Origin of the sequence: Pseudomonas sp. 13159349 (genome assembly GCF_013305685.1) — a bacterium.
In the GTDB taxonomy this organism is placed as follows: Bacteria; Pseudomonadota; Gammaproteobacteria; order Pseudomonadales; family Pseudomonadaceae; genus Aquipseudomonas; species Aquipseudomonas asiatica.
On sequence record NZ_CP045553.1, the window covers coordinates 5,503,717 to 5,528,827 of the forward strand.

19 protein-coding genes and 1 pseudogene are annotated in these 25,111 nt (G+C 63.3%); 13 read left to right on the forward strand and 7 right to left on the reverse strand.

The genetic code is table 11. The features are described 5' to 3' along the window. The first annotated feature begins 95 nt into the window (after positions 1-95). The 12 genes and pseudogenes from ubiE to GEV38_RS28135 all read left to right on the forward strand — a co-directional run bounded on the left by ubiE (position 96) and on the right by GEV38_RS28135 (position 10,433). Positions 96-866 carry a bifunctional demethylmenaquinone methyltransferase/2-methoxy-6-polyprenyl-1,4-benzoquinol methylase UbiE gene (gene ubiE, locus GEV38_RS25305; RefSeq protein ID WP_013974541.1) on the forward strand — a complete coding sequence of 257 codons (771 nt, stop codon included), beginning with the start codon at positions 96-98 and terminating at the stop codon, positions 864-866. After that, positions 866-1,495, forward strand: coding sequence for an SCP2 domain-containing protein (locus GEV38_RS25310; RefSeq protein WP_054572183.1), 630 nt, complete (start codon positions 866-868; stop codon positions 1,493-1,495). The genes ubiE and GEV38_RS25310 overlap by 1 nt, the downstream gene beginning before the upstream one ends. Then, entirely contained in the window at positions 1,492-3,111 is a 1,620-nt protein-coding gene (gene ubiB / locus GEV38_RS25315; RefSeq protein WP_015272092.1) for a ubiquinone biosynthesis regulatory protein kinase UbiB, read from the forward strand. Before GEV38_RS25310 ends, ubiB begins: the two co-directional genes overlap by 4 nt. A gap of 72 nt (positions 3,112-3,183) precedes the next feature. After that, positions 3,184-3,576, forward strand: a complete 393-nt coding sequence (gene hisI, locus GEV38_RS25320; protein WP_013974544.1) for a phosphoribosyl-AMP cyclohydrolase — start codon at positions 3,184-3,186, stop codon at positions 3,574-3,576. 1 nt (position 3,577) lies between these two features. Next, positions 3,578-3,913 (forward strand): phosphoribosyl-ATP diphosphatase, encoded by a 336-nt coding sequence (locus GEV38_RS25325; RefSeq protein WP_015272093.1) that lies wholly within the window; start codon positions 3,578-3,580, stop codon positions 3,911-3,913. Between the two features lie 153 nt (positions 3,914-4,066). Beyond that, positions 4,067-4,339, forward strand: a complete 273-nt coding sequence (locus tag GEV38_RS25330; protein ID WP_003259853.1) for a twin-arginine translocase TatA/TatE family subunit — start codon at positions 4,067-4,069, stop codon at positions 4,337-4,339. Positions 4,340-4,342: 3 nt separating this feature from the next. Then, positions 4,343-4,720 carry a Sec-independent protein translocase protein TatB gene (gene tatB, locus GEV38_RS25335; RefSeq protein WP_003259854.1) on the forward strand — a complete coding sequence of 126 codons (378 nt, stop codon included), beginning with the start codon at positions 4,343-4,345 and terminating at the stop codon, positions 4,718-4,720. Continuing rightward, on the forward strand, positions 4,717-5,505 hold the full coding sequence (gene tatC / locus GEV38_RS25340) for a twin-arginine translocase subunit TatC (RefSeq protein ID WP_013974546.1): 789 nt from the start codon (positions 4,717-4,719) through the stop codon (positions 5,503-5,505). The genes tatB and tatC overlap by 4 nt, the downstream gene beginning before the upstream one ends. Continuing rightward, positions 5,502-6,209, forward strand: a complete 708-nt coding sequence (locus tag GEV38_RS25345; protein ID WP_054572184.1) for a 16S rRNA (uracil(1498)-N(3))-methyltransferase — start codon at positions 5,502-5,504, stop codon at positions 6,207-6,209. The genes tatC and GEV38_RS25345 overlap by 4 nt, the downstream gene beginning before the upstream one ends. A gap of 100 nt (positions 6,210-6,309) precedes the next feature. Continuing rightward, entirely contained in the window at positions 6,310-8,226 is a 1,917-nt protein-coding gene (locus GEV38_RS25350; RefSeq protein WP_015272095.1) for a methyl-accepting chemotaxis protein, read from the forward strand. A 263-nt stretch (positions 8,227-8,489) separates the two neighbouring features. Next, positions 8,490-9,530 (forward strand): annotated as a pseudogene (locus tag GEV38_RS28130) (methyl-accepting chemotaxis protein); the annotation flags it as partial. A 198-nt stretch (positions 9,531-9,728) separates the two neighbouring features. After that, on the forward strand, positions 9,729-10,433 hold the full coding sequence (locus tag GEV38_RS28135; RefSeq protein ID WP_371035199.1) for a methyl-accepting chemotaxis protein: 705 nt from the start codon (positions 9,729-9,731) through the stop codon (positions 10,431-10,433). Positions 10,434-10,567: 134 nt separating this feature from the next. Here GEV38_RS28135 and GEV38_RS25360 read toward each other — a convergent pair whose 3' ends face one another. From GEV38_RS25360 to pip, 7 genes are all read right to left on the reverse strand, one after another. Continuing rightward, a complete protein-coding gene (locus tag GEV38_RS25360; RefSeq protein ID WP_013974550.1) occupies positions 10,568-11,302 on the reverse strand; it encodes an amino acid ABC transporter ATP-binding protein in 735 nt (244 codons plus the stop codon). Further along, positions 11,295-12,257 carry an amino acid ABC transporter permease gene (locus tag GEV38_RS25365; protein ID WP_054572185.1) on the reverse strand — a complete coding sequence of 321 codons (963 nt, stop codon included), beginning with the start codon at positions 12,255-12,257 and terminating at the stop codon, positions 11,295-11,297. The genes GEV38_RS25360 and GEV38_RS25365 overlap by 8 nt, the downstream gene beginning before the upstream one ends. Positions 12,258-12,335: 78 nt before the next feature. Continuing rightward, the gene (locus tag GEV38_RS25370; RefSeq protein WP_054572209.1) at positions 12,336-13,133 is read right to left on the reverse strand and encodes a transporter substrate-binding domain-containing protein; all 798 of its coding nucleotides are present in this window, start codon (positions 13,131-13,133) and stop codon (positions 12,336-12,338) included. 275 nt (positions 13,134-13,408) lie between these two features. Next, positions 13,409-15,982, reverse strand: a complete 2,574-nt coding sequence (mdoH, locus tag GEV38_RS25375; protein WP_054572186.1) for a glucans biosynthesis glucosyltransferase MdoH — start codon at positions 15,980-15,982, stop codon at positions 13,409-13,411. Further along, on the reverse strand, positions 15,975-17,696 hold the full coding sequence (locus GEV38_RS25380; RefSeq protein ID WP_015272100.1) for a glucan biosynthesis protein G: 1,722 nt from the start codon (positions 17,694-17,696) through the stop codon (positions 15,975-15,977). The genes mdoH and GEV38_RS25380 overlap by 8 nt, the downstream gene beginning before the upstream one ends. A gap of 263 nt (positions 17,697-17,959) precedes the next feature. Then, entirely contained in the window at positions 17,960-18,397 is a 438-nt protein-coding gene (gene dtd, locus GEV38_RS25385; RefSeq protein ID WP_013974555.1) for a D-aminoacyl-tRNA deacylase, read from the reverse strand. Beyond that, complete coding sequence (gene pip, locus GEV38_RS25390; RefSeq protein ID WP_013974556.1) at positions 18,394-19,365, reverse strand: prolyl aminopeptidase; 972 nt, start codon at positions 19,363-19,365, stop codon at positions 18,394-18,396. Before pip ends, dtd begins: the two co-directional genes overlap by 4 nt. Positions 19,366-19,535: 170 nt before the next feature. On the opposite strand from pip, the gene GEV38_RS25395 reads away from it, so the two are divergent. Continuing rightward, positions 19,536-25,061, forward strand: coding sequence for a dermonecrotic toxin domain-containing protein (locus GEV38_RS25395; RefSeq protein WP_239688255.1), 5,526 nt, complete (start codon positions 19,536-19,538; stop codon positions 25,059-25,061). Positions 25,062-25,111 lie beyond the last annotated feature (50 nt).

Below are 25,111 nucleotides of genomic sequence, written 5' to 3' on the forward strand. Positions count from 1 at the left end.
GGGCATTATGCCCGCCCCTGCCCACTGGCACACCCCGCCAAGACAAATCTGCCCGTTCGCCCTAGAATGGCGGTAATTTTTTCCGGTGAAGCGATATGAACGACCAGCGCAAAGGCGACCACGCCGAACCCACCACCCATTTCGGTTACCAGGACGTCCCTGAAAGCCAGAAGGCGAAGAAAGTCGCCGAGGTGTTCCACTCGGTAGCGGCCAAGTACGACCTGATGAACGATGTGCTTTCCGGCGGCATGCACCGCCTGTGGAAGCGCTTCACCATCGAGCTGTCGGGCGTACGCGCCGGCAATCGTGTACTGGACATCGCCGGCGGTACCGGCGACCTGGCCGCCAAGTTCTCGCGGCTGGTCGGCCCGACCGGTCAGGTAGTGCTGGCCGACATCAACGAATCGATGCTCAAGGTCGGTCGTGACCGCCTGCTCGACCGTGGCGTGGCCGGCAACATCGAGTTCGTTCAGGCCGACGCCGAGAAGCTGCCATTCCCGGACAACCACTTCGACTGCGTGACCATCGCCTTCGGCCTGCGCAACGTCACCCACAAGGACGAAGCCATCCGCTCGATGCTGCGCGTGCTCAAGCCAGGCGGTCGCCTGCTGGTGCTGGAGTTCTCCAAGCCGACCAACAAGCTGATGTCCAAGGCCTACGACGCCTACTCGTTCGCCTTCATGCCGCTGGCCGGCAAGCTGATCACCAACGATTCGGAGAGCTACCGTTACCTCGCCGAGTCGATCCGCATGCACCCCGATCAGGAAACCCTGAAGGCCATGATGGTCGAGGCCGGTTTCGACCGGGTCACCTACCACAACATGACCAGCGGCATCGTTGCCGTGCATCGGGGGATCAAGCCCTGATGCTGCTGGCCGGGCTGCTCGCCAGCGCCGAACATGGCCTGAACCGCGTCCTGCGCATGGACAGCACGGCCCTGCCGCGGCTGGCCGCGCTGGAGGGCAAGGTCATCGAGATCGACTGCCGCCAGCCGGCCTTGCAGGTTTTCATCCTGCCCGATGAAGAGGGCCTGATGCTCGCCGCCCACTGGCAAGGCGAGGTCGACTGCAGCCTGCGCGCCCCGGCCGGCAGCCTGGCGCAACTGGCCCTGGCCCTGGCCAGGGACAAGACCGCCGTGCTGCACAGCCCGCAAGTCGAATTGCATGGCGACAGCGCCGTGCTGCTCGACCTGTTCGGTGTGCTGCAGGACCTGGAGCTGGACTGGGAGCACGAGCTGCAACGCTGGCTTGGCCCGGTCGCCACGGCGCTGCTGGCCGGCCACATCCGCCTGCGCGCACGCTGGACCCGCCAGGGCCTGGCGCGCTTCAGCCAGAACCTTTCCGAGTACCTGGCCGAAGAGTCCCGTACCTTGGTCGGCAAGCGCGAAGCCGAAGCCGCCTTCAGCGAGCTCGATACCCTGAAGCTCGATACAGAACGCCTCGAGGCGCGCCTCAAGCGCCTCTCCCGATCCCTTGATACCAGCGATAACGCATGAAGCTGCTCGCCGTCCGCCGTCTTTTTCGCATCCAGCGTGTGGTGATTCGCTACCGTCTCGATGACCTGCTGTTCGACCTGCCGCTGCCCTGGTGGCTGATGAGCCTGCGCCTGCTGATGCCGTGGCGCTGGCTGCCGCGCAAGCCGTCAGAGCTCAACCGAGGCGCGCGCCTGCGCCTGGCCCTGCAGGACCTGGGGCCGATCTTCATCAAGTTCGGCCAGTTGTTGTCCACCCGCCGTGATCTGCTGCCCAACGACATAGCCGATGAACTGATGCTGCTGCAGGACCGCGTGCCGCCGTTCGACCCCAAGCAGGCCGTGGCACTGATCGAGGCGCAGCTGGGCGCCCCGGTAACGCAACTGTTCAGCCGCTTCGACGTCGAACCACTGGCCTCGGCCTCGGTGGCCCAGGTGCATGCTGCGCGCCTGAAAAGTGGCGAGGAAGTGGTGGTCAAGGTGGTGCGCCCGGGCCTGAAGCCGGTGATCGCCCAGGACCTGGCCTGGCTGTTCCTGATCGCCAAGGCCGCCGAGCGCGCTTCGGCCGACGCCCGCCGCCTGCACCCGGTGGAAATCGTCGGCGACTACGAAAAAACCATCTACGACGAGCTCGACCTGCTGCGCGAAGCGGCCAACGCCAGCCAGTTGCGGCGCAATTTCGAAGGTTCCGAGCTGATGTACGTGCCCCAGGTGTACTGGGACCTGTGCCGCCCCAAGGTGCTGGTAATGGAGCGCATCTACGGCGTGCCGGTGACCGACATGGCCACCTTGGCCGATCAGCGCACCGACATGAAGCTGCTGGCCGAACGAGGCGTGGAGGTATTCTTCACCCAGGTGTTCCGCGACAGCTTCTTCCATGCCGACATGCACCCGGGCAACATCTTCGTCAGCACTGTCAAACCATGGAGCCCGCAGTACATCGCCATCGACTGCGGCATCGTCGGCAGCCTGACCGCCGAGGACCAGGACTACCTGGCGCGCAACCTGATCGCTTTCTTCAAGCGTGACTACCGCCGCGTCGCCCAACTGCACATCGACTCGGGCTGGGTGCCGGCGCACACCAAGGTCAACGAGTTCGAAGCGGCGATCCGCACCGTGTGCGAACCGATCTTCGAAAAACCGTTAAAGGATATTTCCTTCGGCCAGGTGCTGATGCGCCTGTTCCAGACCGCCCGGCGCTTCAACATGGAAGTGCAGCCGCAGCTGGTATTGCTGCAGAAAACCCTGCTCAACATCGAGGGCCTGGGCCGCCAGTTGTACCCAGACCTGGACCTGTGGAGCACCGCCAAGCCATTCCTCGAGCGCTGGATGCGCGACCGCATGAGCCCCAAGGCCGTGCTCGGCAACATCCACAGCCAGGTCGAGCAACTGCCGCACCTGGCCGACATGGCCCGCGACCTGCTCGAGCGCCTGTCGCAACCGCACCTGCACGATCCGCAACTGCCGGAGCGGCGCCGCCAGGGCGACCGCTGGGCGCTGCGCCTGCTCGGCGCCGGCCTGCTCGGCGGGGGCGCGGTACTGGCCGCTGGTGCCGCCGCAGCCACCAGCCTGGCCGCCCCTGCCGCCTGGCCGGCCTGGCTGATGCTGGCCGCCGGCCTTTACCTGATCGTGCGCCAATAGCCAGCCGCGCCCATGGCTGGCACACTAGCGCAAAGGGCCCGGCACAGGAGCGGGCCCGCTTTGGAGTCGACGATGAAAGACTGGCTGGACGAGATCAAGTGGAACAGCGAGGGCCTGGTACCGGCGATCGCCCAGGACCACAAGACCGGACGCGTGCTGATGATGGCCTGGATGAACCGCGAATCGCTGGCCCTGACCGCCGCCGAGCAACGCGCCATCTACTGGTCGCGTTCGCGTGGCAAGCTGTGGCGCAAGGGCGAGGAATCCGGGCATGTGCAGAAGCTGCATGAAATGCGCCTGGACTGCGATGCCGACGTGATCATCCTGATGGTCGAGCAACTGGGCCATATCGCCTGCCATACCGGCCGTGAAAGCTGCTTCTACCGCGTCTTCGAAGACGGCCAGTGGAAAACCGTCGACCCGGTCCTGAAAGACCCGGATGCCATCTACAGCGCAGGACACTGACATGAGCGACACCCTGAACCGCCTGGCCGAAGTGCTTGAAGAACGCAAGCAAGCGGCCCCCGACAGCTCCTACGTGGCCAGCCTGTACCACAAGGGCCTGAACAAGATCCTCGAAAAGCTCGGCGAAGAGTCGGTCGAGACGATCATTGCCGCCAAGGACGCCGCGGTCAGCAAGGATTACAGCGATGTCATCTACGAAACCGCCGACCTGTGGTTTCATAGCCTGGTAATGCTCAGCGCGCTGGGCCAGCATCCGCAGGCCGTGCTCGATGAGCTGGAACGCCGCTTCGGGCTTTCCGGGCATGATGAGAAGGCTGCACGAACGCCTGCTGCCTGACGTATTTTCGGGGCCTGTGGGAGCGGGTTCACCCGCGAACACCGGCAAAGCCGGTGCCATACACCGCGTTGCATTCTTCGCGGGTGAACCCGCTCCCACAATGGTTGCAATGCAGCCCCGATAGGGCCAACACACATTTTTCAGGAGTACGAAATGGGTATCTTTGACTGGAAACACTGGATCGTCCTGCTAGTGGTCGTGGTCCTGGTGTTCGGTACCAAGAAGCTGAAGAACTTCGGCAGTGACCTGGGTGAGTCGATCAAGGGCTTCCGCAAGGCCATGAGTGACGAAGAGAACAAGCCAGCCGAGCAGACCCCGCCGCCTGCCCAACCCGTTCCACCGGTGCAGAACACTGCCCAGCAGAACCAGGGCCACACCATCGAAGGCCAGGCCCAGCCGGTCCAAGAGCCGCAGCGGAAAGACTGACCCATGTTCGGCATCAGTTTCAGCGAGCTGCTGCTCGTCGGCCTGGTCGCCCTGCTGGTGCTCGGCCCCGAGCGCCTGCCCGGTGCCGCGCGCACGGCAGGCCTGTGGATCGGCCGGCTCAAGCGCAGTTTCAACAGCATCAAGATGGAAGTGGAGCGCGAAATCGGCGCCGACGAAATCCGCCGCCAGCTGCACAACGAGCACATCCTGCAGATGGAAGAGGAAGCCAAGCGCATCCTCAACCCGATGACGCCACCGGCGCAGCCGCCTGTCACCACCGCAACCGTTCAGCCCCCCGCCGGGCTCGAAGCCAGGCCGGTCGAGACCGCTGCCGCCCCGGCCACGCCTTCTGAACCGCCTCAACCGCCGCGAGCCCCATGAGCGAAAATCCGGAACACGACCAGCCAATGCCGCTGGTTTCGCACCTGACCGAACTGCGCACCCGCCTGTTGCGCTGCGTTGCCGTCATTTTCCTGATCTTTGCCGGGCTGTTCTCCTTCGCCCAGCAGATCTACACCCTGGTCTCCGCACCGCTGCGCGAGCACTTGCCGGCCAATGCCACGATGATCGCCACCGACGTGGCATCGCCGTTCCTCACGCCGTTCAAGCTGACCATGATCGTCTCGCTGTTCCTGGCGATTCCGTTCATCCTCCAGCAGATCTGGGGCTTCATCGCACCCGGGCTGTACCGCCATGAAAAGCGCATTGCCATTCCGCTGCTGGTGTCGAGCATCTTCCTGTTCTACGCCGGCATGGCCTTCGCCTATTTCCTGGTGTTCCCGCTGATCTTCGGCTTCTTCGCCAGCGCCACGCCAGAAGGCGTGTCGATGATGACCGACATCGCCAGCTACCTCGACTTCGTGATGACGCTGTTCTTCGCCTTTGGCGTGGCCTTCGAAATCCCGGTGGCGGTGGTGCTGCTGGTATGGATCGGCGTGGTCGACGTGAAGTACCTGAAGAAGATTCGCCCCTACGTGATCATCGGCTGCTTCGTGGTCGGCATGGTCCTTACCCCGCCGGACATCTTCTCCCAGACCCTGCTGGCCGTACCCATGTGGCTGCTGTTCGAGATCGGCGTGCTGTGCGGCAGTCTGATCCGCAAGCGCAGCGCCCACGACGAAACCGCCAACGACCACAACGACCAGCCACCAGCGACCCAACCGTGAACCTGTTGCTCCTTGAAGAGGCCGACTTCGTCTCGGCCGACCGCGTCGTCCTCGCAGATAGGCGCTTCACCCACATGCAGGACATCCACCGTGTGGCGGTGGGCGACAACCTGCGCGTGGGGCGAATCAACGGCCTGATGGGCAAGGCCACGGTGCTGCGCCTGGAAAAGCACGAAGCCGAACTGGAAGTCGCCTTTGACCAGCAGCCACCGGCCAAGCTGCCGCTGACCCTGGTGCTGGCCGTACCTCGGCCGAAAATGCTGCGCCGGCTGTTCCAGACCGTGGCCACCCTCGGCGTGCCGCGGCTGATCCTGCTGAACAGCTACAAGGTCGAGAAAAGCTTCTGGCAAACACCGTTCCTGCACCCGGACAGCATTCGCGAGAACCTCATCCTGGGCCTGGAACAAGCCCGCGACACCGTGCTGCCCGAAGTGATCATCGAGAAGCGCTTCAAACCGTTCGTCGAAGACCGCCTGCCGGCCATCGCCGCAGGCACCCTGGGCTTGGTCGGCCACCCCGGCCCCTACCCCGCCTGCCCGCGCGCCGTGGAGCAGCACGTGACCCTGGCCATCGGCCCGGAGGGCGGCTGGATCCCCTACGAGGTGGACCTGCTGGGCAAGGCAGGCCTGGCTCCGGTCCAGCTGGGCGACCGCATCCTGCGGGTAGAGACCGCGGTGACAGCGCTGCTTTCACGGATTTTCTGACACTCTAGTCAATTTTTACCCATAAAGTTTCCCTTCCCCAGGCCGATTGTCTTGGCAACACAACAATTAATCGTGCTGCCAAGGCGCCGGGGAGTCGTACATGTATCAATGGTTCGCCCAATCATTGGGCAATGTGAGCGTCAATCGCAAACTGGGGCTGGGCTTCGGCCTGGTGCTGCTGTTGACCCTGGCCATTACCCTGGCTGGCTGGCACGGCATGGACAGCATCATCAACCGTGGCGACAAGCTGGGAAACATCTCGGTCATCCAGCAGTACACCCAGGAACTGCGCATCGCCCGCCAGCATTACCAGCGCCAGCCTGACGAAGCCTCGGTGGCAGAGCTGGAAAAAGCCCTGGGCAATCTCGAGCGCCAGGTGCAGCTTATGCTCGGGCAGATCGAGCAGCCCGCTGACAGACAGCGCCTTGAGCAGCAGCGCGAGGCCGTGCGCGGCTACCAGCAGGCATTCAACGACCTGAAACAGGCCGGCCAGCGCCGCGAGGCCAGCCGCGCCGTGCTAGGCGACACTGCCGACAAGGCCGCGGAGCTGATTGGCCGGGTGCAACGCGGCCTGCTGCAGGGTGGCGATATCAGCCAGTACCAGCACGCGGTGGAAGTCAGCGCCCTGTTGCAACAGGCGCGGTTCCAGGTACGCGGTTACACCTACAGCGGCAACGCCGACTACCAGCAAACGGCGCTGAAGGCCATCGACCAGGCCTTGGCCGAGCTACGCGCGCTACCGGCCAAAGTGCCGGCGGAGCACGCTGCCAGCCTGGACGATGCCACCACCGCCCTGGCAGGCTACCGCGACGCGGTCACCCAGTTCGGCAATGCCCAGGCCGCCAGTGAGCAGGCCCTGCAGAGCATGGTCGAGCACGGCACGGTACTGCTGCAGACCAGCCAGGCGATGACCACATCGCAAACCGCTGTGCGCGACGCCGGGGCGGCCCAGGCCAAGACCGTGCTTGCCGTGGCTACCGTGCTGGCCCTGGCCCTCGGCCTGCTGGCGGCCTGGGCCATCACCCGGCAGATCATCGTCCCGCTGCGCCAGACCTTGCACGCCGCCGAGCGCGTGGCCAGTGGCGACCTGACCCTGAACCTGCAGGTACAACGCCGCGACGAACTGGGCCAGTTGCAGGCCAGCATGCAGCGCATGACCCAGGGCCTGCGCGAACTGATCAGCGGTATCGGTGATGGCGTCACGCAGATCGCCAGTGCTGCCGAGGAGCTGTCGGCGGTGACCGAGCAGACCAGTGCCGGAGTCAACAACCAGAAGGTCGAGACCGATCAGGTGGCAACCGCCATGAACCAGATGACCGCCACCGTGCATGAGGTGGCGCGCAATGCCGAGCAGGCCTCGGAAGCTGCGTTGATGGCCGACCAGCAAGCCCGCGAAGGCGACCGTGTGGTGGGCGAGGCGGTGGCGCAGATCGAGCGCCTGGCCGGCGAAGTGGTCAATTCCAGCGAAGCGATGAACCAGCTCAAGGCCGAAAGCGACAAGATCGGCAGCGTGCTCGACGTGATCAAGTCGGTGGCCCAGCAGACCAACCTGCTGGCCCTCAACGCGGCGATCGAGGCGGCCCGGGCCGGCGAGGCCGGGCGTGGCTTTGCTGTGGTGGCTGATGAGGTGCGCAGCCTGGCGCAGCGCACCCAGCAATCGACCGAAGAGATCGAAGAGCTGATTGCCGGCCTGCAGAGCGGCACCCAGCGTGTGGCCAGCGTGATGGACAGCAGCCGCCAGTTGACCGACAGCAGCGTCGAACTGACCCGCCGAGCCGGCAGTTCGCTGGAGACCATCACCCGTACCGTGTCTTCGATCCAGGCCATGAACCAGCAGATTGCCACGGCAGCGGAAGAACAGACGGCTGTTGCTGAGGAGATCAACCGCAGCGTGATGAACGTGCGGGATATTTCTGACCAGACCTCGGCGGCCAGTGAAGAGACGGCCAGTTCCAGCGTGGAGCTGGCGCGGTTGGGTACCCACCTGCAAGGGTTGGTGGGGCGGTTCAGGCTCTAGGCTGATGTGTAGGTCACCTGTACTGGCCTCTTCGCGGGTAAACCCGCTCCCACAGGTACCGCACAGTTCTCAAAATCTGTGCAGTACCTGTGGGAGCGGGTTTACCCGCGAAGAGGCCGGCGCAGGTGGAGTATTCCTACCTGTTGAAGTGAAATTTCCTACCTGATTATCAGGTCAAGTCCTACAGCTCCGCTGCCGATTGGCAAAGGTGTGATGCCAGCAATGCGCCTGCATCCTCGCCCCCAATCGCACGGAGATTCCTCATGCTCGGCTACCTCAACCGCAAGCTCGGCAACATCAGTGTCGCAGCCAAGCTCGCCCTCGGCTTTGCCGTAGTCCTGCTGCTTACCCTGGCCACTACCGTCAGTGGCTGGCGTGCACTTGATGACGCCATTGTGCGCTCGCAGCAACTCAGCGAAATCGGCCTGATCAACGACCTGACCAAAGACTTGCGCGCAGAGCGCATCACTTACCGCGTACTCAACGACAATGCCAGCAGAACGCGGATAGCCAACATTCTCGACCAGCTCAACAGCATGCTGAGCACCTTGCAACAACGTAGCAGCGTGGATGAATCCCGGCAGATGCTGACCGAAAAGCTGGCGTTGCTGCAGCGCCTGCGCGGCGATTTCAGCGCGCTGGAGAATACTGTCGCCAAGCGTATCGCCCTGCGCCAGGCCATGCAGGCCCATGAGCAGAAGCTCACCGAAGTAATCGACGATCTCCAGACCCAGGCCTTGCTGAGGATGCCTGCCGACAGCCAGCAAAGCGGTGTGCTGGGGCTGATGGACACGCTTGGCCGACATATCGACGGTGCCAACCAGCAGAGCCTGATTCCGGCCTATACCTTCTCCCCTGTGGAAAGCTTCGCCAAGGTCGGCGACACCTCCCTGGATGCCGCCGCCAGCAGCCTTGCGCAACTGCTCAAAGGCCTTGCTCCACTTGGCTTGCCCCATGCGCTCACCCAGCAGCCCGGCGAGCAGCTGGCCAAGTACCGCGCCAGCCTGGATGAGTATCGTCGGGCTGCGGTGCGTGTCGAACAGCTGCAAAACAACATGGAGAACATGGGCAACGAGCTGCGCGCGGTAAGCCTGGAACTTGGCAAACGCAAGATCGAGCAGCGCGACAGGGAAGCCCTTGAGGCCCGCTCGCTGCTGACCACTGTAGCCCTGCTGGCGTTGGTCGTAGGCGTCGTGGCCGGCTGGCTGATCACCCTGCAGATCACCCAACCTTTGCGCCAGACCCTGGCCGTGGCCGGGCGCATCGCCAAGGGCGACCTGAGCCAGGTCGAACCGGTGCAACGCCGCGACGAGATGGGCCAGTTGCAAACCAGCATGCGCGAAATGACCTTGAGCCTGCGCGAGCTGATCGGTGGCATCGACCAGGGCGTCAGCCACCTGTCACAGGCCGCCACACAGCTGGCGGCCAGCAGCGAAGACACCAAGCTGCGCATCAACCAGCAACGCGAGGAAACCGACCAGGTGGCCACGGCCATGAACCAGATGAGCGCCACCGTGCAGGAAGTGGCGCAGAACGCTGAACAGGCCTCGCTGGCGGCGACCAACGCCGACCAGCAGGCGCAGATCGGCGACCAGGTGGTGGCCGAAGCCATTGGCCGTATCGAACAGCTGGCCGGGCAGATGGACCATTGTCTGGCGGCCATGCAGCACCTGGCGGGCGAGAGCCAGCGCATTGGCAGCATCCTCGATGTGATCAAGTCAGTGTCCGAGCAGACCAACCTGCTGGCCCTGAACGCGGCGATCGAAGCGGCACGGGCGGGTGAAGCCGGGCGTGGTTTTGCCGTGGTGGCCGATGAAGTGCGCGGTCTGGCCCAGCGTACCTCGACGGCGACCGAGGAAATCGGCCAACTGATCGACAGCCTGCACAACGGCACCGACGAAGTGACCCGCCTGCTGGACAACAGCAAGAGCCTGACCGAGCAGAGCGTGGAGCTGAGTCGCAAGGCAGGCCAGGCCCTGAGCCAGATAACTGACACCGTGTCGAACATCCAGGGCATGAACCAGCAGATCGCCACGGCCAGCGAAGAGCAGAGCGTGGTCGCCGAGCAGATCAATCGCAGTGTGCTGAATGTGCGCGATGTGTCGGATCAGACCAGTGCGGCCAGTGAGCAGACGGCGGCGTCGAGCGGGGAACTGGAGCAATTGGGGCAGCAGTTGCGGGGGATGGTGGGGCGGTTCAGCATTTGAGATTGCGGGGGGCTGCTTTGCAGCCCATTCGCCGGCAAGCCAGCTCCCACAGGGACCGTACAGTTCTCAGTACCTGTGGCACTCCTGTGGGAGCCGGCTTGCCGGCGATTGGGGCGCAAAGCGCCCCCCTTCGGTTAAAGCACCTGGCGCAGGAACGCCTGCGCGCGCGGGTCTTTCGGCGAGGCGAAGAACGCGGCCGGGGCCGAATCTTCCAGCAGCTTGCCATGATCGAAGAACAGCACGCGGTCCGCCACTTCACGGGCAAAGCCCATTTCGTGGGTAACGCAGACCATGGTCATGCCTTCCTGGGCCAGGGTCTTCATCACGTCCAGCACCTCGCCGACCATTTCCGGGTCAAGCGCCGAGGTTGGCTCGTCGAACAGCATCACTTTCGGGTCCATGGCCAGGGCCCGGGCGATCGCCACCCGCTGCTGCTGGCCACCGGACAGGCGCGACGGGTATTCGTTGGCTTTCTGCGCAATGCCTACCTTCTCCAGCAGCGCCCGGGCCTTGGCTTCGCGGTCGGCCTTGTTGCGCTTGCGCACCACCTTCTGCGCCAGGCACAGGTTCTCCAGCACGGTCATGTGCGGGAACAGGTTGAAGTGCTGGAACACCATGCCGACTTCGCGGCGGTAGGCGTTGATGTCGGTCTTCGGGTCGGCCAGTTGCAGGCCGTCGATGGCCACATGGCCTTCGTCGAAATGCTCCAGGCCGTTGAGGCAGCGCAGGAAGGTCGATTTGCCCGAGCCCGACGGGCCGAGCACCACCACCACCTCGCCCTTGGCGACCTGGGTGGTGACGTTATCCACAGCCCGTACCACGTGGCCACGGGTGTCGAAGACTTTCAGCAGGTCACGGACTTCAATCACTTTGCGCAAGCCTCCGCTCGAGCCGGCTGGCCAGGTGCGACAGCGGCAGGTTGATCAGCAGGTACAGGCCTGCCACGCAGAACCAGATCTCGAAGGTCGAGAACGAGGTGGTAATGGCCTCGCGGCCGCTCTTGGTCAGTTCGGTGATGGCGATCACCGAGACCAGCGAGGTGTCCTTGACCAGGCTGATGAACTGGCCGGCCAAAGGCGGCAGCACGCGCTTGAAGGCCTGCGGCAGGATGACGTGGCGCATCGACTGGCCCGCGTTCAGGCCCAGCGAGCGGGCCGCTTCGTTCTGGCCCTTGGCAATGGACTGCACGCCGGCACGAACGATTTCGGCCACGTAGGCGCCAGTGAACAACGCCAGTGCGGCCACCCCGGCAAACTCGCGGGACAGGTTGAGCACGGTACCGATGAAGAAGTAGAAGATGAAGATCTGTACCAGCAGCGGTGTACCGCGCACCAGCTCGACGTACACCGTCGACAGGTCCCGCAGCGTAGGGTTGCTGGACAGGCGGCAGAGGCCGGCGAACAGGCCGATCAATAGCCCCAGGGCACCGGACACCACAGAAATCCAAAGCGTGGTCCACAGGCCCCAGGCCAGCGGGCCGGCCGCCCAGTGGCGGGTGACGCCAATCTGGTCGCCTTCGGAAACGTCGTCGCCACGGGCCAGCTGCAGGCTTTCCTTGTCTACATCGAGCACCTGCTCGGCACCGCTCTCATCTTTCAGCGTGACACGGGCATTGTCGCCAGAGATGACGATGTCCTGCACGGTGCCGTAACCGGCGGCGCGCTGTGCTTCCTCGGCCTTGTAGGCGAAGTACTGCGGGACGCGGTTCCAACGCCACTCGTAGGAAATCATCGAGGTGGCCATGTACAGGCTGAACGCCAGGCCCACCAGGACCAGAGCAGTCAAACCGTGCCAGGGCCACTGGGCTTTCTTGTGTTTGATCACGTGGGGTACTTCCGTAAATGCAAACGCGCAGGGTTTGCCTGCGCGTCGGGGTCATAAAGCCGGCTTGTGGCCTGGGCCTTATTCCATTTCCTTCAGCCAGTCCTTGTTCTTGAACCACTTGTCGTGAATACGATCGTAGGTCCCGTCATGCTTGATCTGGTGCAGGAAGTTGTTGATGAAGTTGATGCTGTCGTAGTCGCCTTTCTTCAGGCCGAAGGCCAGCGGCTCGTAGGTGAAGGGTTCGTCGAGGAACAGCAGCTTGCCGGCACCGGCCTTGTCCACTGCCACCACGTTGTACGGCGCGTCGTAGACGAAGGCGTCAGCCTTGCCGTTGACTACGTCCATCACCGCTTCCTGCTCGTTGTCGTAGCCGTGGTACTTGGCCTTGGCGATCAGCTTCTTGGAAACCATTTCGCCGGTGGTGCCGAGCTTGGAGGTGATGCGGTACTTCTCGTTGTTCAGGTCCTTGTACGACTTGATCTCGCCCGCCAGTTCCTTGCGGATCAGCAGGGTCTGGCCAACCACGATGAAGGGTTCGCTGAAGTTCAGGCGCAGGTTGCGTTCCTGGGTCAGGGTCATGCCGCTGCCGATCATGTCGAACTTGTCGGTCAGCAGGGCCGGGATGATGCCGTCATAGGCCGTGGATACCGGCTCGAACTTGACGCCCATGGACTTGGCCATGGCCTTGAGGATATCGACTTCGAAGCCGATGATCTCGCCACGCTTGTTGGTCATCTGGAACGGCATGTAGGTCGGGTCCATGCCCACCCGCAGGGTGCCGCGCTTGACCGCGTCATCGATCGCGCCCGCCTGGGCGGCCGTTACGGCGACCAGGGCGGTGACACCGACCAGCAGTCGCGAAAGGTATTTCTTGATCATCACCAAGTCCCCTAGCAAGAAAAGTAGCGAATCTTATTGTTGGCATGGCCGTGGCGGCCGATGCGTCATATCGGAGAGGGATGCTAACGCATGGCGGCTCGGGGACCTAGAGCCGGGGGGGACTTTGTTGGCCAAAATCCATCATGCAGGGACATTGCTAGCGAGGGCTTTGCCCTCGTTTCGCGACACAAGGCCGCTCCTACAGGGGCATGCATTCCCTTGTAGGAGCGGCCTTGTGTCGCGATAGGGCCGCAAAGCGGCCCCTGGGCCGATCAGGCGCCGACGAGTGCCGGTTGGCCTTCATTCTCCGGATGCAACGGCAACAGCGGCGAATGCGGGTCGTTCTTGATCGACGCACGCCACACGTCGATCCACGCCGCATTGTGCTCGGCCCAGACCTGCTCGTGCAGGCGGGTCAGCGCCACCGGGTCGCTGAGCAGGGCCAGGCGGGTATTGAGGTCCAGCCCTTTCGGCCCTACCTCCATCGCCTTGGCCACGCGCTCGGCGCGCAGTGCCTCGATCGGCGCTGCCTGACCATGACGGGCAGTGGCCATGGCACAGGCCAGGGCGTTCTGCCGCGGGTCGACCACAGCCCGCACGAAGCCGTCATGCAGGGCATGCCAGCGGTTTTCGTGGGTGTACTGGTCGGTGGCCAGCAGTTCTTGCGGGGTGGCATATTCCTCGGGGATGAGGAACAGCTTCTCGTCCTTGGCGGCAAGGCCCAGGCGGGTGCGGCTGGAGATCACCGAAACCGGGATCGACAGCACCAGCGAACCAACGATTGGCGCCAGCCACCACAGGAAGCTCGGGTTCAGCCAGGCGACCAGCGCCGCCCAGCCGATGCCCAGCAGGGTCTGCGGGCCGTGGCGGCGCACCGCTTCACTCCACGGCGTGGAGTCGTCGTCACGCTGCGGCGAGTTCCAGGTCGCGGCCCAGCCGAGGAACGCGGCCAGCACGAAGCGGGTGTGGAAGATCATGCGCACCGGTGCCAGCAGCATGGAGAACAGCATCTCCATCAGCATCGACAGGGTGACCTTGATGCGCCCGCCAAACTCGGTCGCGCCCTTGGCCCAGATCAGAATGACGCTGAGCAGCTTGGGCAGGAACAGCAGCACGATGGTGGTGGAGAACAGCGCCACGGCCTTCTCCGGGTGCCACTGCGGCCACAGCGGGTAGAGCTGGTACGGCTCAATGAAGTACTGCGGCTCCATCAGCGTGTTGGTGGCCAGCAGCGCGGTCGACAGCACCAGGAACAGGAACCACAGCGGCGCCGACAGGTACGACATCACACCGGTGAGAAACACCGCACGGTGCACCGGGTGCATGCCCTTGACCAGGAACAGGCGGAAGTTCATCAGGTTGCCGTGGCACCAGCGGCGGTCGCGCTTGAGCTCATCGAGCAGGTTCGGCGGCAGTTCTTCGTAGCTGCCCGGCAGGTCGTAGGCAATCCACACGCCCCAGCCGGCACGGCGCATCAGCGCGGCTTCGACGAAGTCGTGGGAGAGGATTGCACCGGCGAACGCACCCTTGCCCGGCAATGGCGCCAGGGCGCAGTGCTCGATGAACGGCTTCATGCGGATGATCGCGTTGTGGCCCCAGTAGTGCGACTCGCCCAGCTGCCAGAAGTGCAGGCCGGCGGTGAACAGCGGGCCGTACACGCGGGTGGCGAACTGCTGCAGGCGCGCATACAGGGTGTCCATGCCCGAGGCCTTCGGCCCGGTCTGGATGATGCCGGCGTCCGGGTTGGCCTCCATCAGGCGCACCAGGCTGCTCAGGCACTCGCCGCTCATGACGCTGTCGGCGTCGAGTACGACCATGTACTTGTATTCGCCGCCCCAACGACGGCAGAAGTCGTCGAGGTTGCCACTCTTGCGCTTCACCCGGCGCCGACGACGGCGGTAGAAGATGCGGCCGAAGCCTTTGGTTTCGCGGCACACGTCCAGCCAGGCCTGTTGCTCGGCCACGGCGATGTCGGTGTCGTTGGTGTCGCTGAGCACGAAGAAGTCGAAGCGATCGAGGTTGCCGCTGGCGGCCACCGACTCGAACGTTGCGCGCAGGCCGGCGAACACGCGCGGCACGTCTTCGTTGCAGATCGGCATCACCAGCGCGGTACGCGCCTCGGGCGCGATCGGCTCGTTGCCTGCACTGCTACCCGAAATCTTGTACTTGTCGCGCCCGGTGAGCAGCTCGAGGAAGCCCATCAGCGCAGTCCAGAAGCCCGCCGATACCCAGCAGAACAGGATGCCGAAGAGAACCAGGATGGACGTCTGCAAGGCATACGGCCAAACCTGCACCACGGTGTCCCACAGCGGCTGGTTGACGACTTCGTCAAAGTCCACGAACGACCAGCCCTGGTACGGCAGGATGCCCTTCATGTACCAGCCGGCAACGATGGTCTGGCCGATCATCAGCGCCAGCAGGATGTAACGGCGGATCGAACCGACCGTACGCCAGCGGGCTGGCGGCAACTCGCGCTTGGGCGGCTGCGGGGCGTTGGTGCGGCCGGTCATGCGCCGCCAAATGCGGATCAGCACGTTGGTACGCCATGGCTCGGGCACGACCTTGGTGCGCTTGATCGGCGGGGCGATCTTCAGGCACAGGCGGCCGCTGCCGTCGACACCAAGCATTTCGGCGTCTTCCAGCTCGGCGGCGCTGCCTACGGTCAGGCGCGGGCCCACCGAGGCCTGCACGGCCTCGGTAGAGCTGGCGGCCGGGTTGGCCGCCAGGCGTTGGTGCAGCTCACTGAATGACGTGCAGCTGGCGAGTTCCGCCCGTTGCTCGTCGCTCAGTGGTAGGTGGGCCAGGTACTCGCGAAGCGATTCCGGCCTTGCGCTTGAGTTACTCATCGGCAGGCAACTGATAGCTCCAGGTCTCGGTCAGCACCTTCTCGGTGGTGGCCGGGGTCCCGTTGGTGGGCGCCGCATCGGCGGCAGGTTGTTCGGCCTTGGCGGCTTTCTCGGCCTTGGCTTGCTTGGCTGCAGCCTTGTCCTGCTTGGCGTCCTTGGCAGGCTTGGCGGCTTCGACCGGCACGTCACGCACAAGCGCGGCACGCATTTCGGTCGATTTGTTGGCTTCCTTGACCTTCAAACGCAGGGTCAGGCGCCAGCCCTTGGTCTCAGGGTTATAGCGCAGGTTGTTCTCGACCACCTCGGCGTTGTCGCCCACGCTGATCTGGCTGCGCACGGCGGTGTCTTCCGGCAGGGCGGCCAGCGCCGGGCCGGCGAAGTCGACCAGGAAGGCCACGCTGCCGTCTGGCTGGCGGATCAGGTTGGATTGCTTGACGTCGCCGGTGGAACGCAGGGTCTGCTTGACCCAGCCCAGCTCGGGAGCCTGGAACTTCGGCTCGTCGATGGTCCAGTGCAGGCGGTACGCGTACTCGAATGGCTTGCCTGGCTCAGGCAGCTTTTCCGGGCTCCAGAAGGCCACGATGTTGTCATTGGTCTCGTCGGCAGTCGGGATTTCGACCAGGTCGACGGTGCCCTTGCCCCAGTCCCCCTTCGGCTCGATCCAGGCGCTCGGGCGCTTCTGGTAGTTGTCGTCGAGGTCTTCGTAGTCGCTGAAGGCGCGCTGGCGCTGCATCAGGCCGAAACCACGCGGGTTCTCGACGCTGAAGTTGCTCACGGCCAGGTGTTTCGGGTTGTTCAGCGGGCGCCACAGCCATTCGCCGTTGCCGGCATGGATCGACAGGCCTTCGGAGTCGTGCAGGGCCGGACGGTAGTTGAGGACCTTGGACGGCTGGTTGGGGCCGAACAGGTACATGCTGGTCAGCGGGGCAATGCCCAGGCGGCTGACATGGTCACGCAGGAACACGCGGGACTGCACGTCGACCACGGTATCGTTGCCTGGGCGCAGGGTCAGCTTGTAGGCGCCGGTGGAACGCGGCGAGTCCAGCAGGGCGTAAATGACCAGGTGCTTGTCGGCCGGCTTGGGCTTCTCGACCCAGAACTCGGTGAAGCGCGGGAACTCCTCACCCGACGGCAGTGCGGTGTCGATGGCCAGGCCACGGGCCGACAGGCCATATACATGGCCCTTGCCGACCACGCGGAAGTAGCTGGCGCCAAGCAGGGTCATGATCTCGTCCTGCTTGTCGGCCTTGTTGATCGGGTACAGCACGCGGAAACCGGCGTAACCCAGGTTCTTGGTGGTTTCCGGGTCGTGTGGCACGTCACCGAACTCGAAACGGCTCGGGTCGTACTTGATTTCCTCGACCTTGGTGGCGGTGACCTCGTTGATCTTCACCGGGGTATCGAAGTGCATGCCCTGGTGATAGAACGACAGCTTGAACGGGGTCTTGTCCTTGGCCCACTCGGCCTTTTCCTGCAGGAAATGAATCTTCTGGTAGTCCGCGAACTTCATGTCGCGGAATACGGCCGGCAGGTTGCTTTTCGGTGCTTCGTACTTCTGGCCGGCCAGATCCTTTGCCTTGGCTGCAACATCGTCAAGATTGAATGCCCACAGCTGGCCCGCGCTCATCAGGCCGACCAGTGCAACACTGGCCATCAGGGCCTTGCGCAGCCCGGTACCGGGGATTCTTGATGCTTTTTGGGGACTAACAATCACGAGCAACCCTCGCCGAAAACAGATCATGAAACCAACGGCCAGCGACAAATGCCGGGTTGGCGAGCACTGTTCGGACCCCGTGAGGGCGTAATGATTCCCCAAACGGATCCAGACAATACTCGAGTCAGAGTGAAACGAACCTGCGAACGCAGGTCCATGCAGCGCGCGATTATCCAGCAGGTCGCGTGACAACGCATCAGGCTGGAACAACTATTTATCGTACAAAACCCCTTGTTTTCCTGTGAACAAGGGGTTTTTTAACCTCATATTTGTAACATAAATGTTACGGGGCCATCATTGACCAGGTGCACCTGCATGTCTGCGCCAAATTGCCCGCTTGCCACATCGGCGTGCCGGGCCTTCGCCTGCTGCAAAAGATAGTCGAACAACTCGGCGCCAAGGGCCGGTGGCGCTGCCGTCGAGAAGCTCGGGCGCATGCCGTTGCGGGTGTCTGCCGCCAGGGTGAACTGCGACACCAGCAACAAACCTCCCCCCACATCCTTGAGCGACAGGTTCATCTTGCCCTGCTCGTCGCTGAACACCCGGTAGTTCAACAGCTTGTGCAACAGTTTGTCGGCCTGCTCACGGGAATCTTCAGGCTCGACGGCCACCAGCACCAGCAAACCCTGGTCGATGGCACCCACCACCTCCCCCGCTACCTCCACCCGTGCACCGCGCACGCGCTGCAGCAGGCCCCTCATGCTTCTTCCAGGGGCAGGTCGAGCAAGCGCCGGGCCATCTGGTCGGCGGCACGCACCAGGGCATCAGTGATGCCCGGCTCGGAAGCCGCGTGGCCAGCGTCACGGATCACCTTGAGCTCGCTGTTCGGCCAGGCCTGGTGCAGCGCCCAGGCGTTGTCCAGCGGGCAGATCACATCATAGCGGCCATGCACGATCACGGCCGGCAGGTGGGCGATCTTCGGCAGATCGCGGATCAGCTGGTCCGGCTCGAGGAAGGCGTTGTTCATGAAGTAGTGGCATTCGATACGGGCGATCGACAGTGCACGCTGCGGCTCGGAGAAGCGGTCGACCACCAGCGGGTTGGGACGCAAGGTGGCGGTACGGCCTTCCCAGGTGGACCACGCCTTGGCCGCGTGCATCTGGGCGATCTGGTCGTTGCCGGTCAGGCGCTTGTGGAAGGCCGTGACCAGGTCACCGCGCTCCTCCGGCGGGATTGGCGCGATGTAGTCCTGCCAGTAATCGGGGAACAGGCGGCTGGCGCCTTCCTGGTAGAACCACTGGATCTCCTGGGGCCTGCACAGGAATATGCCGCGCAGGATCAGGCCATGCACCCGCTCGGGGTGGGTCTGGGCGTAGGCCAGGGCCAGGGTGGAGCCCCACGAGCCGCCGAACAGCACCCACTTGTCGATGCCAAGGTGCTCGCGGATGCGCTCAAGGTCCTCGACCAGGTGCCAGGTGGTGTTGTTCTCCAGGCTTGCATGCGGCGTGGAGCGGCCACAGCCGCGCTGGTCGAAGGTGATGATGCGGTACAGGGTTGGGTCGAAGTAGCAGCGGCTCTGGGCGTCGCAACCGGCGCCCGGGCCGCCGTGGATGAATACCACCGGCAGACCTTCTGGCGAGCCGCTTTCGTCGACATACAGCACATGCGGCGCTTCCACGGCCAGATCGTGCCGGGCGTAGGGTTTGATCTGCGGGTACAGGGTCTGCATTGCGCACTCCGTGTGAGGATTATTCGGCCGTGGGCCATCATAAACCTGAATTGCGCTTTGAGCACTGCCCGCGCTGATGCCGCCGCACCTCGAGGGCACATATATCTACCTCCAGCAGCTCAGACAGGCCCGCGATAGTCCCTCGCCCCAAATCAAGCAAGGGCTTCGCCATGCCAACTGCAGTCACTGCCGTACCTAGTGTTCATTACGCCACCATCGAGCGCAGAATCCCCACCTGGCTCAAGCAGGCTCCGCCAGAAACCCAGAGCGCGATGCGCAACTGGCATCAAGCCCCTGCCTGGCTGGCGACGGCAATCCAGCAACAACCGGAAGTCGCCAAGGCATGGCAGGAAGAGCACGCACGTCACCGCGAGCACCAGGTGCAGGTGCACAAGCTGTTCGAAAAGCTTCCAACCCTGGAAGCGTACGCCACCAAGACACTCACCGAAGCCATCAAGCAGCGATTCAGGCTTGACCTGGACGTGCGCAACACCTACCTCGTCGATGCCCGCCAGATCGAAACGACCAATGCCATCGACAGCCGCCAGGCGGTCGACCGTGCTACACGCTCGCTGCTGCACTGCGCCTTGCACAACTTCGACCAGGATGCCGCTGCCGACCATGGCATGGACGCGCCCGCCTCCCTGCTCAAGAGGTCGGTCATAGTCGATCACCGGCGCTTCATGGGCACCGTGCCGATCAACAATGCACTGGATATCGCCGCCGAAGATTTCGCCGATTTGTGTCGTACGCTGGATATCGGCGGCAAATACCATCAACAGGTACATGCCATCTACTATCCAGCGGCCACGCCGCCACTCGGCGCGGATGAAGCCGCACTGGCCGTTTATGAAACACTGGGGCGTGCAGAGGTCTCGGCATTCCGGCAATCCCTGCATTTGGCCCGCCTCAAGGGGGATATCAGCGAGGCGCTATATTCCGCCGCTCTTGCCACGCCACTTGACCAGGCGCCATCGCCCTCTTCGCCGGTGACGTTCAGCCTGCTCGACTTGTGGGAAGCCGAGCTGACCGGCGTTGTGCTCATCACCCTGCAAGCTGAAGAGCATCAGGCAGTGGCGCTGTACATCCCCGAAGACAGCACAACGCCCCTCAAGGAATTCGCCAGCCAGGAAGCCATGAACGAAGAGTTGCGCGACAGGCTCCAGGCCGATATCGGCTACCTGGACAAGCACCTCGCCGACCGCGACAAGGCGCCGATAACCACCCGCCTGAAGGACCGGCTCATGCCCCTCGCCTGGAGTGTCCGCGGCTTGCATGAACGTGTTCCGGACCCGCACGCCACCCTGTATCCGGTCAAAAAGCCTTTCAGCCACGCCTTCCAGGGCGTGATGACGTTCCAGAAGACCCAGCGTCATGAGAAGGATGTGCTGTTCCACGCCACGCCAACCGAAATCGTCGATCGGCGCACCGCCCAAGCCCACCGAGAGCTGATTGCCGGCCGTGTGCTCACGGCCTTGAACATCGCCGGCTTCTTCGTGCCGGGGCTTGGCGAGGCAATGCTTGCCGTTTGCCTGGCCCAGCTGGCCCATGAGGTGTATGAAGGGATCGACGCCTGGGAAAACGACGAGCGTGATACTGCCTATGGCTATCTGGTCGATGTGATCGAAAACGTGGCCGTCATGGCCGCCCTCAGCGCAGTAGCCAAAGCATTGAGAGGCTCGCAGGGCAGCGAAACTGGCACGGCGCCGGAAGGGCCGGAGATTGAAGAGCCAGAGGATGAGGAGCCAGGGATACCCCGCATTCCTGTAGAAACGCCTTCATTTATCGAAGAACTGGAAGTCGTGGAAACATCCGATGGTCAGATGCGGTTGTGGAAACCCGACCTCACACCCTACCAGAGTCACGAGACACTGCCCCATGACCTGGTACCGGACGAACTGGGCCTACGGCATCACCAAGGCAAACGCTGGCTGGTACTGCAGGGCAATCAGTACATCGTCAGCCAAACGCCAACGACTGGCGAATATCGTTTGCAACACCCTGCAAGTCCTCGCCGTTACCAGCCGCCAGTGCGGCACAACGGTGCCGGAGCATGGTTGCACGTTACGGATAAGCCACTGAGTTGGTCGGGCATGACACTCCTGCGCCGCATCGGCCACTTGAGTGGGCACTTCGACGAGCCGACGCTGCAACGGATTATCGCCGTCAGCGGCGTACACGAAGACGAGCTGCGCCGGGCCCTGGCCGAAAGCCAGCGGCTGCCGGCCTTGCTGGAAGACACCCTGCAACGCTTCAAGCTGGACGAAACGGTCCGCCAGCTGGCGGACGAGAGCACTCGGCCCGCTGAGTTTGCCAGGGCCTACGCCGGCCTTTCGCACGACCTGGCGCCGGGTGCCGAGGCCATCCAGAGGGCGTATCCGAAATTGCCATCAGCAGTCGCCAATGAGCTGGCACGCGAGGCCAGTGCCCTCGAACTGCAGATGCTCGACAGTGGCAAGGTACCACTGCGCCTTGGCGAGGAGGCCCGCGTCTACCAGCAACAAATTCGCCTTGCCCGCACCTGCGAAGGGCTGTACCTGTCCAGCGTGCCGAGCTGGGATAGCGACCTGTTGATCATGCATACGCTCGAACGCTTGCCAGGCTGGCCTGTACAGACCAGGCTCCGGCTGCTCCAGCGCATGTCCTGGCCAACCCAAGATCATGCCATTGGCACGCCGGGCACCCGCCCATACACGACCATCACCCATGCCCCGGCAGGGTACATCGTCCACGACGAAAGCCTGCCCAGTGCCGTGGTCAAGGTGTACCCAAGCCTTTACGCTGCATTGTACGAGGCACTGCCCGCGGCGATGGCGAGCATGGACGTCACCGATCAGCAAGCGCTGCAGCGCCTTGTACAGGAAAGCCCGTTACTACCCCGCCCAGCCTTGAGGGTGCTGCTGGGCATGCAGCCCGTACGCCCCGGCTACCGTTCTCCCATGCGCCTGGCCGATGGTCGCCTGGGCTACCCACTCAGTGGCGGCGGCCCGGCCACCCACGGCATCACCCGTCAGCGCCTGCTCGAAGCTATCGAAGCCACAGGGCTCGCCACACGCACCGGCCGCTCGGCAGATCAGATTCTGCTGGCACTTGCCAGCCGCGGCCGTACACAGCTGCAGATATTCGAGCATTTGCAGACGCTGGTGGAGCAACGCAACGAGCTGCAAAGCAGCCTGGACGATTGGAGCGAAGCCATTTCGCCGGCAAGCGACCAGGCAGCCCACGACTACGACAGCCTGCGTGACTCGATCATGCAACATTGGTACGAGACTGCGCTGGAGGAGAGTGCAGAGCCCACGACCGAACTGCGTATCGCCCGCGTCCCACTTGCCGACGTACCCCTCACCTTGCCCGCTTTTTTCAACACACGCGTGCGCAGCCTGAGCCTGATCGACCTACCGTCAGGATCGCTGGCGGGCTGGGCGCAAAACGAGCGCCTGCTGCAGCGCCTGCTCAGGCAGATGCCGCAGATCGAGTCGCTGGAAATCAGCCGTGCGTTTGACCCCAGGGCAACGCCCTCGCCCTTCCTGTTCAGCGTGCCCACCATCACCGAGTGCCTGCCAGCGTTGCAACGACTGGTGCTCACCAACCAGAACATGACGCTCTCCGAAAGCGACCTGAACCTGCTGTCAGGGCTTCGCCAATTGAGATATCTGGACCTGAGTGGTAACCGGCTGGCGCAGAGCAACAGGCCAAGTTTCCATGAATTGACCCTGGACTACCTGGGCCTGGACCAGATGCAGCTGGCCCAATGGCCGATCGGGATTGGCAGCGACGCCCTGGCGCGCATTTCCCATCTGTCGTTGCGCCACAACAATCTCAGGTCGTTGCCCTCGTTCCTGCTTCATGAAGCGGACATGCTGACCACCCCACCGGTGATCTCGCTGGAAGGCAACAGCATCAATGAATCTCACCTGCAGCGATTGTTGCTGAACGAGCGCGTCGACACCTCGGGCATCACCACGGACCAGCCAGAAGCACTATCCGAACAACTCGCACGCATTCGCGATGAGCGACGACAGATGCGCGATGCGATCGATGGCTGGGCCCAGGCATCCAGTTCGAGCAACCCATTGACCCAAGCCGCGCTAGCAGACAGGCAACGTATCGCGTCAGCGATCGGTCAATTCTGGGAACAACAAGAGCAGGGCCAGTCCTACCTGCGCCTGCAACTCGAGGACGTGGCCATCGAACATTTCCCCAGGCGGCTTCCAGCGTTCTTCGGCGCCCGTGTACGCGCACTCAGCCTGACGCGGTTGCGAGGCAGCGCCTCACAGCTCGATGAACTACTCAGCCGGTTCCCTAACATCAGCCGGTTGACCATCGATGAGCACCAGGCCGCCATGCCCTCGCTGGCATCCGCTCTGGCTCGCCTTCCCCAGCTCACCTTCCTGGAGTTTCGCAACATGGGCCTTGAGGTCGATCAGGCCATGCTCGACATTTTCGCAGGGCTGCGAAACCTGACGTCGCTGGACCTGTCGGGCAACCGCATGGGCAGCATCGACCGGGTGCCCGCATCGCTGGCCAGCAACCTGCAGTCACTCGCATTGACCAACATGAACCTGCAAGCCTGGCCCAACTGGTGTGACAGTTTGCTGCCACTGGAACTTCTCGACCTGAGCTCGAACAACATCACCCAGTTGCCCGAGCACATCCTGTCGAACCTGAACAATCCCATGCCGATCTCGTCGATCGCCTTGTTCGACAACCCGTTGCCTCTTGAAACCATCCTGCGGGTACGCACGTTCTCGGACAGCCAGCACAGCTATTCCTTTGCCCTGGATATCCCCGACGACCTGATGTTCTTCGATACTTCCAGCGAAGGATCTCTCGACCACCCTCACTTCCCACTGCTCGGCGATGATACGCCCAGGCTGGAGGACTGGATGCTGGGTAACGAGGCACAGAATGCAGCATTGCGGGAGTGTTGGGAGCAGCTTGAAGGCAGCGATCTGTTGCGTCTGACAGGCCGTCTGCACAATGCCGCTCCGTACGTTGACCCGAATACGCGAACCACCTTCTGCGAACGGGTACGCATCATGCTGGTGGTGGCTGCAAGCAACGAAACCGAACGCCCGATCATGGAGAGCATCGCCGCTGCGGCATTGCCCGACCCGGCAACCGGCTCGCAGACCTGCCACGATGGAGCGCTGCAGGAGTTCAACAATATTGAACTGTATCTGATGAGCCAACGCCTGTTGATCGACGCCGGCGACTCCCTCCAAGCACTGCGTCGTCGCCTGTTGCAACTTTTCCGGGTCGAACAGCTGGAGCTGATGGCCAACCAACGGACTGGCACGGGTGACCGGGTATCGGTACGCCTGGCCTACCGACGGGAACTGGCCAAGGAACTGGACCTGCCGATCGCCGACAGCATGCGTTTTCGAGGTGCTGCAAACCTGGCGCGCGATGAGCTATCCAGCGTGCTGGAGAAGGTCCGGAAAAGTGAACTGAGCGATGCACTGGTCGATTACATGCTGGCGAATACGGATTGGACCACGCGTCTGCGAGCCGAATTTGCCGACCGATTCGCCGAAATAGAAGCACGTTTCCGCCTGCGGGTGCTTGAGCTGGCAAGCAAGGACCACTCGCTTCAGGACGAGTTGAACTTGCAGCAAGGCCTGCAAGATGACAAGGATCAGGAAGAGAGGGAGCTACTGCGCGAACTCACCATCAAGCAAATCAACAACAACTGAGCAGTAGTGACTGGCGACGCGAACAACCTGCATCGCGTCGCCATTCTCAC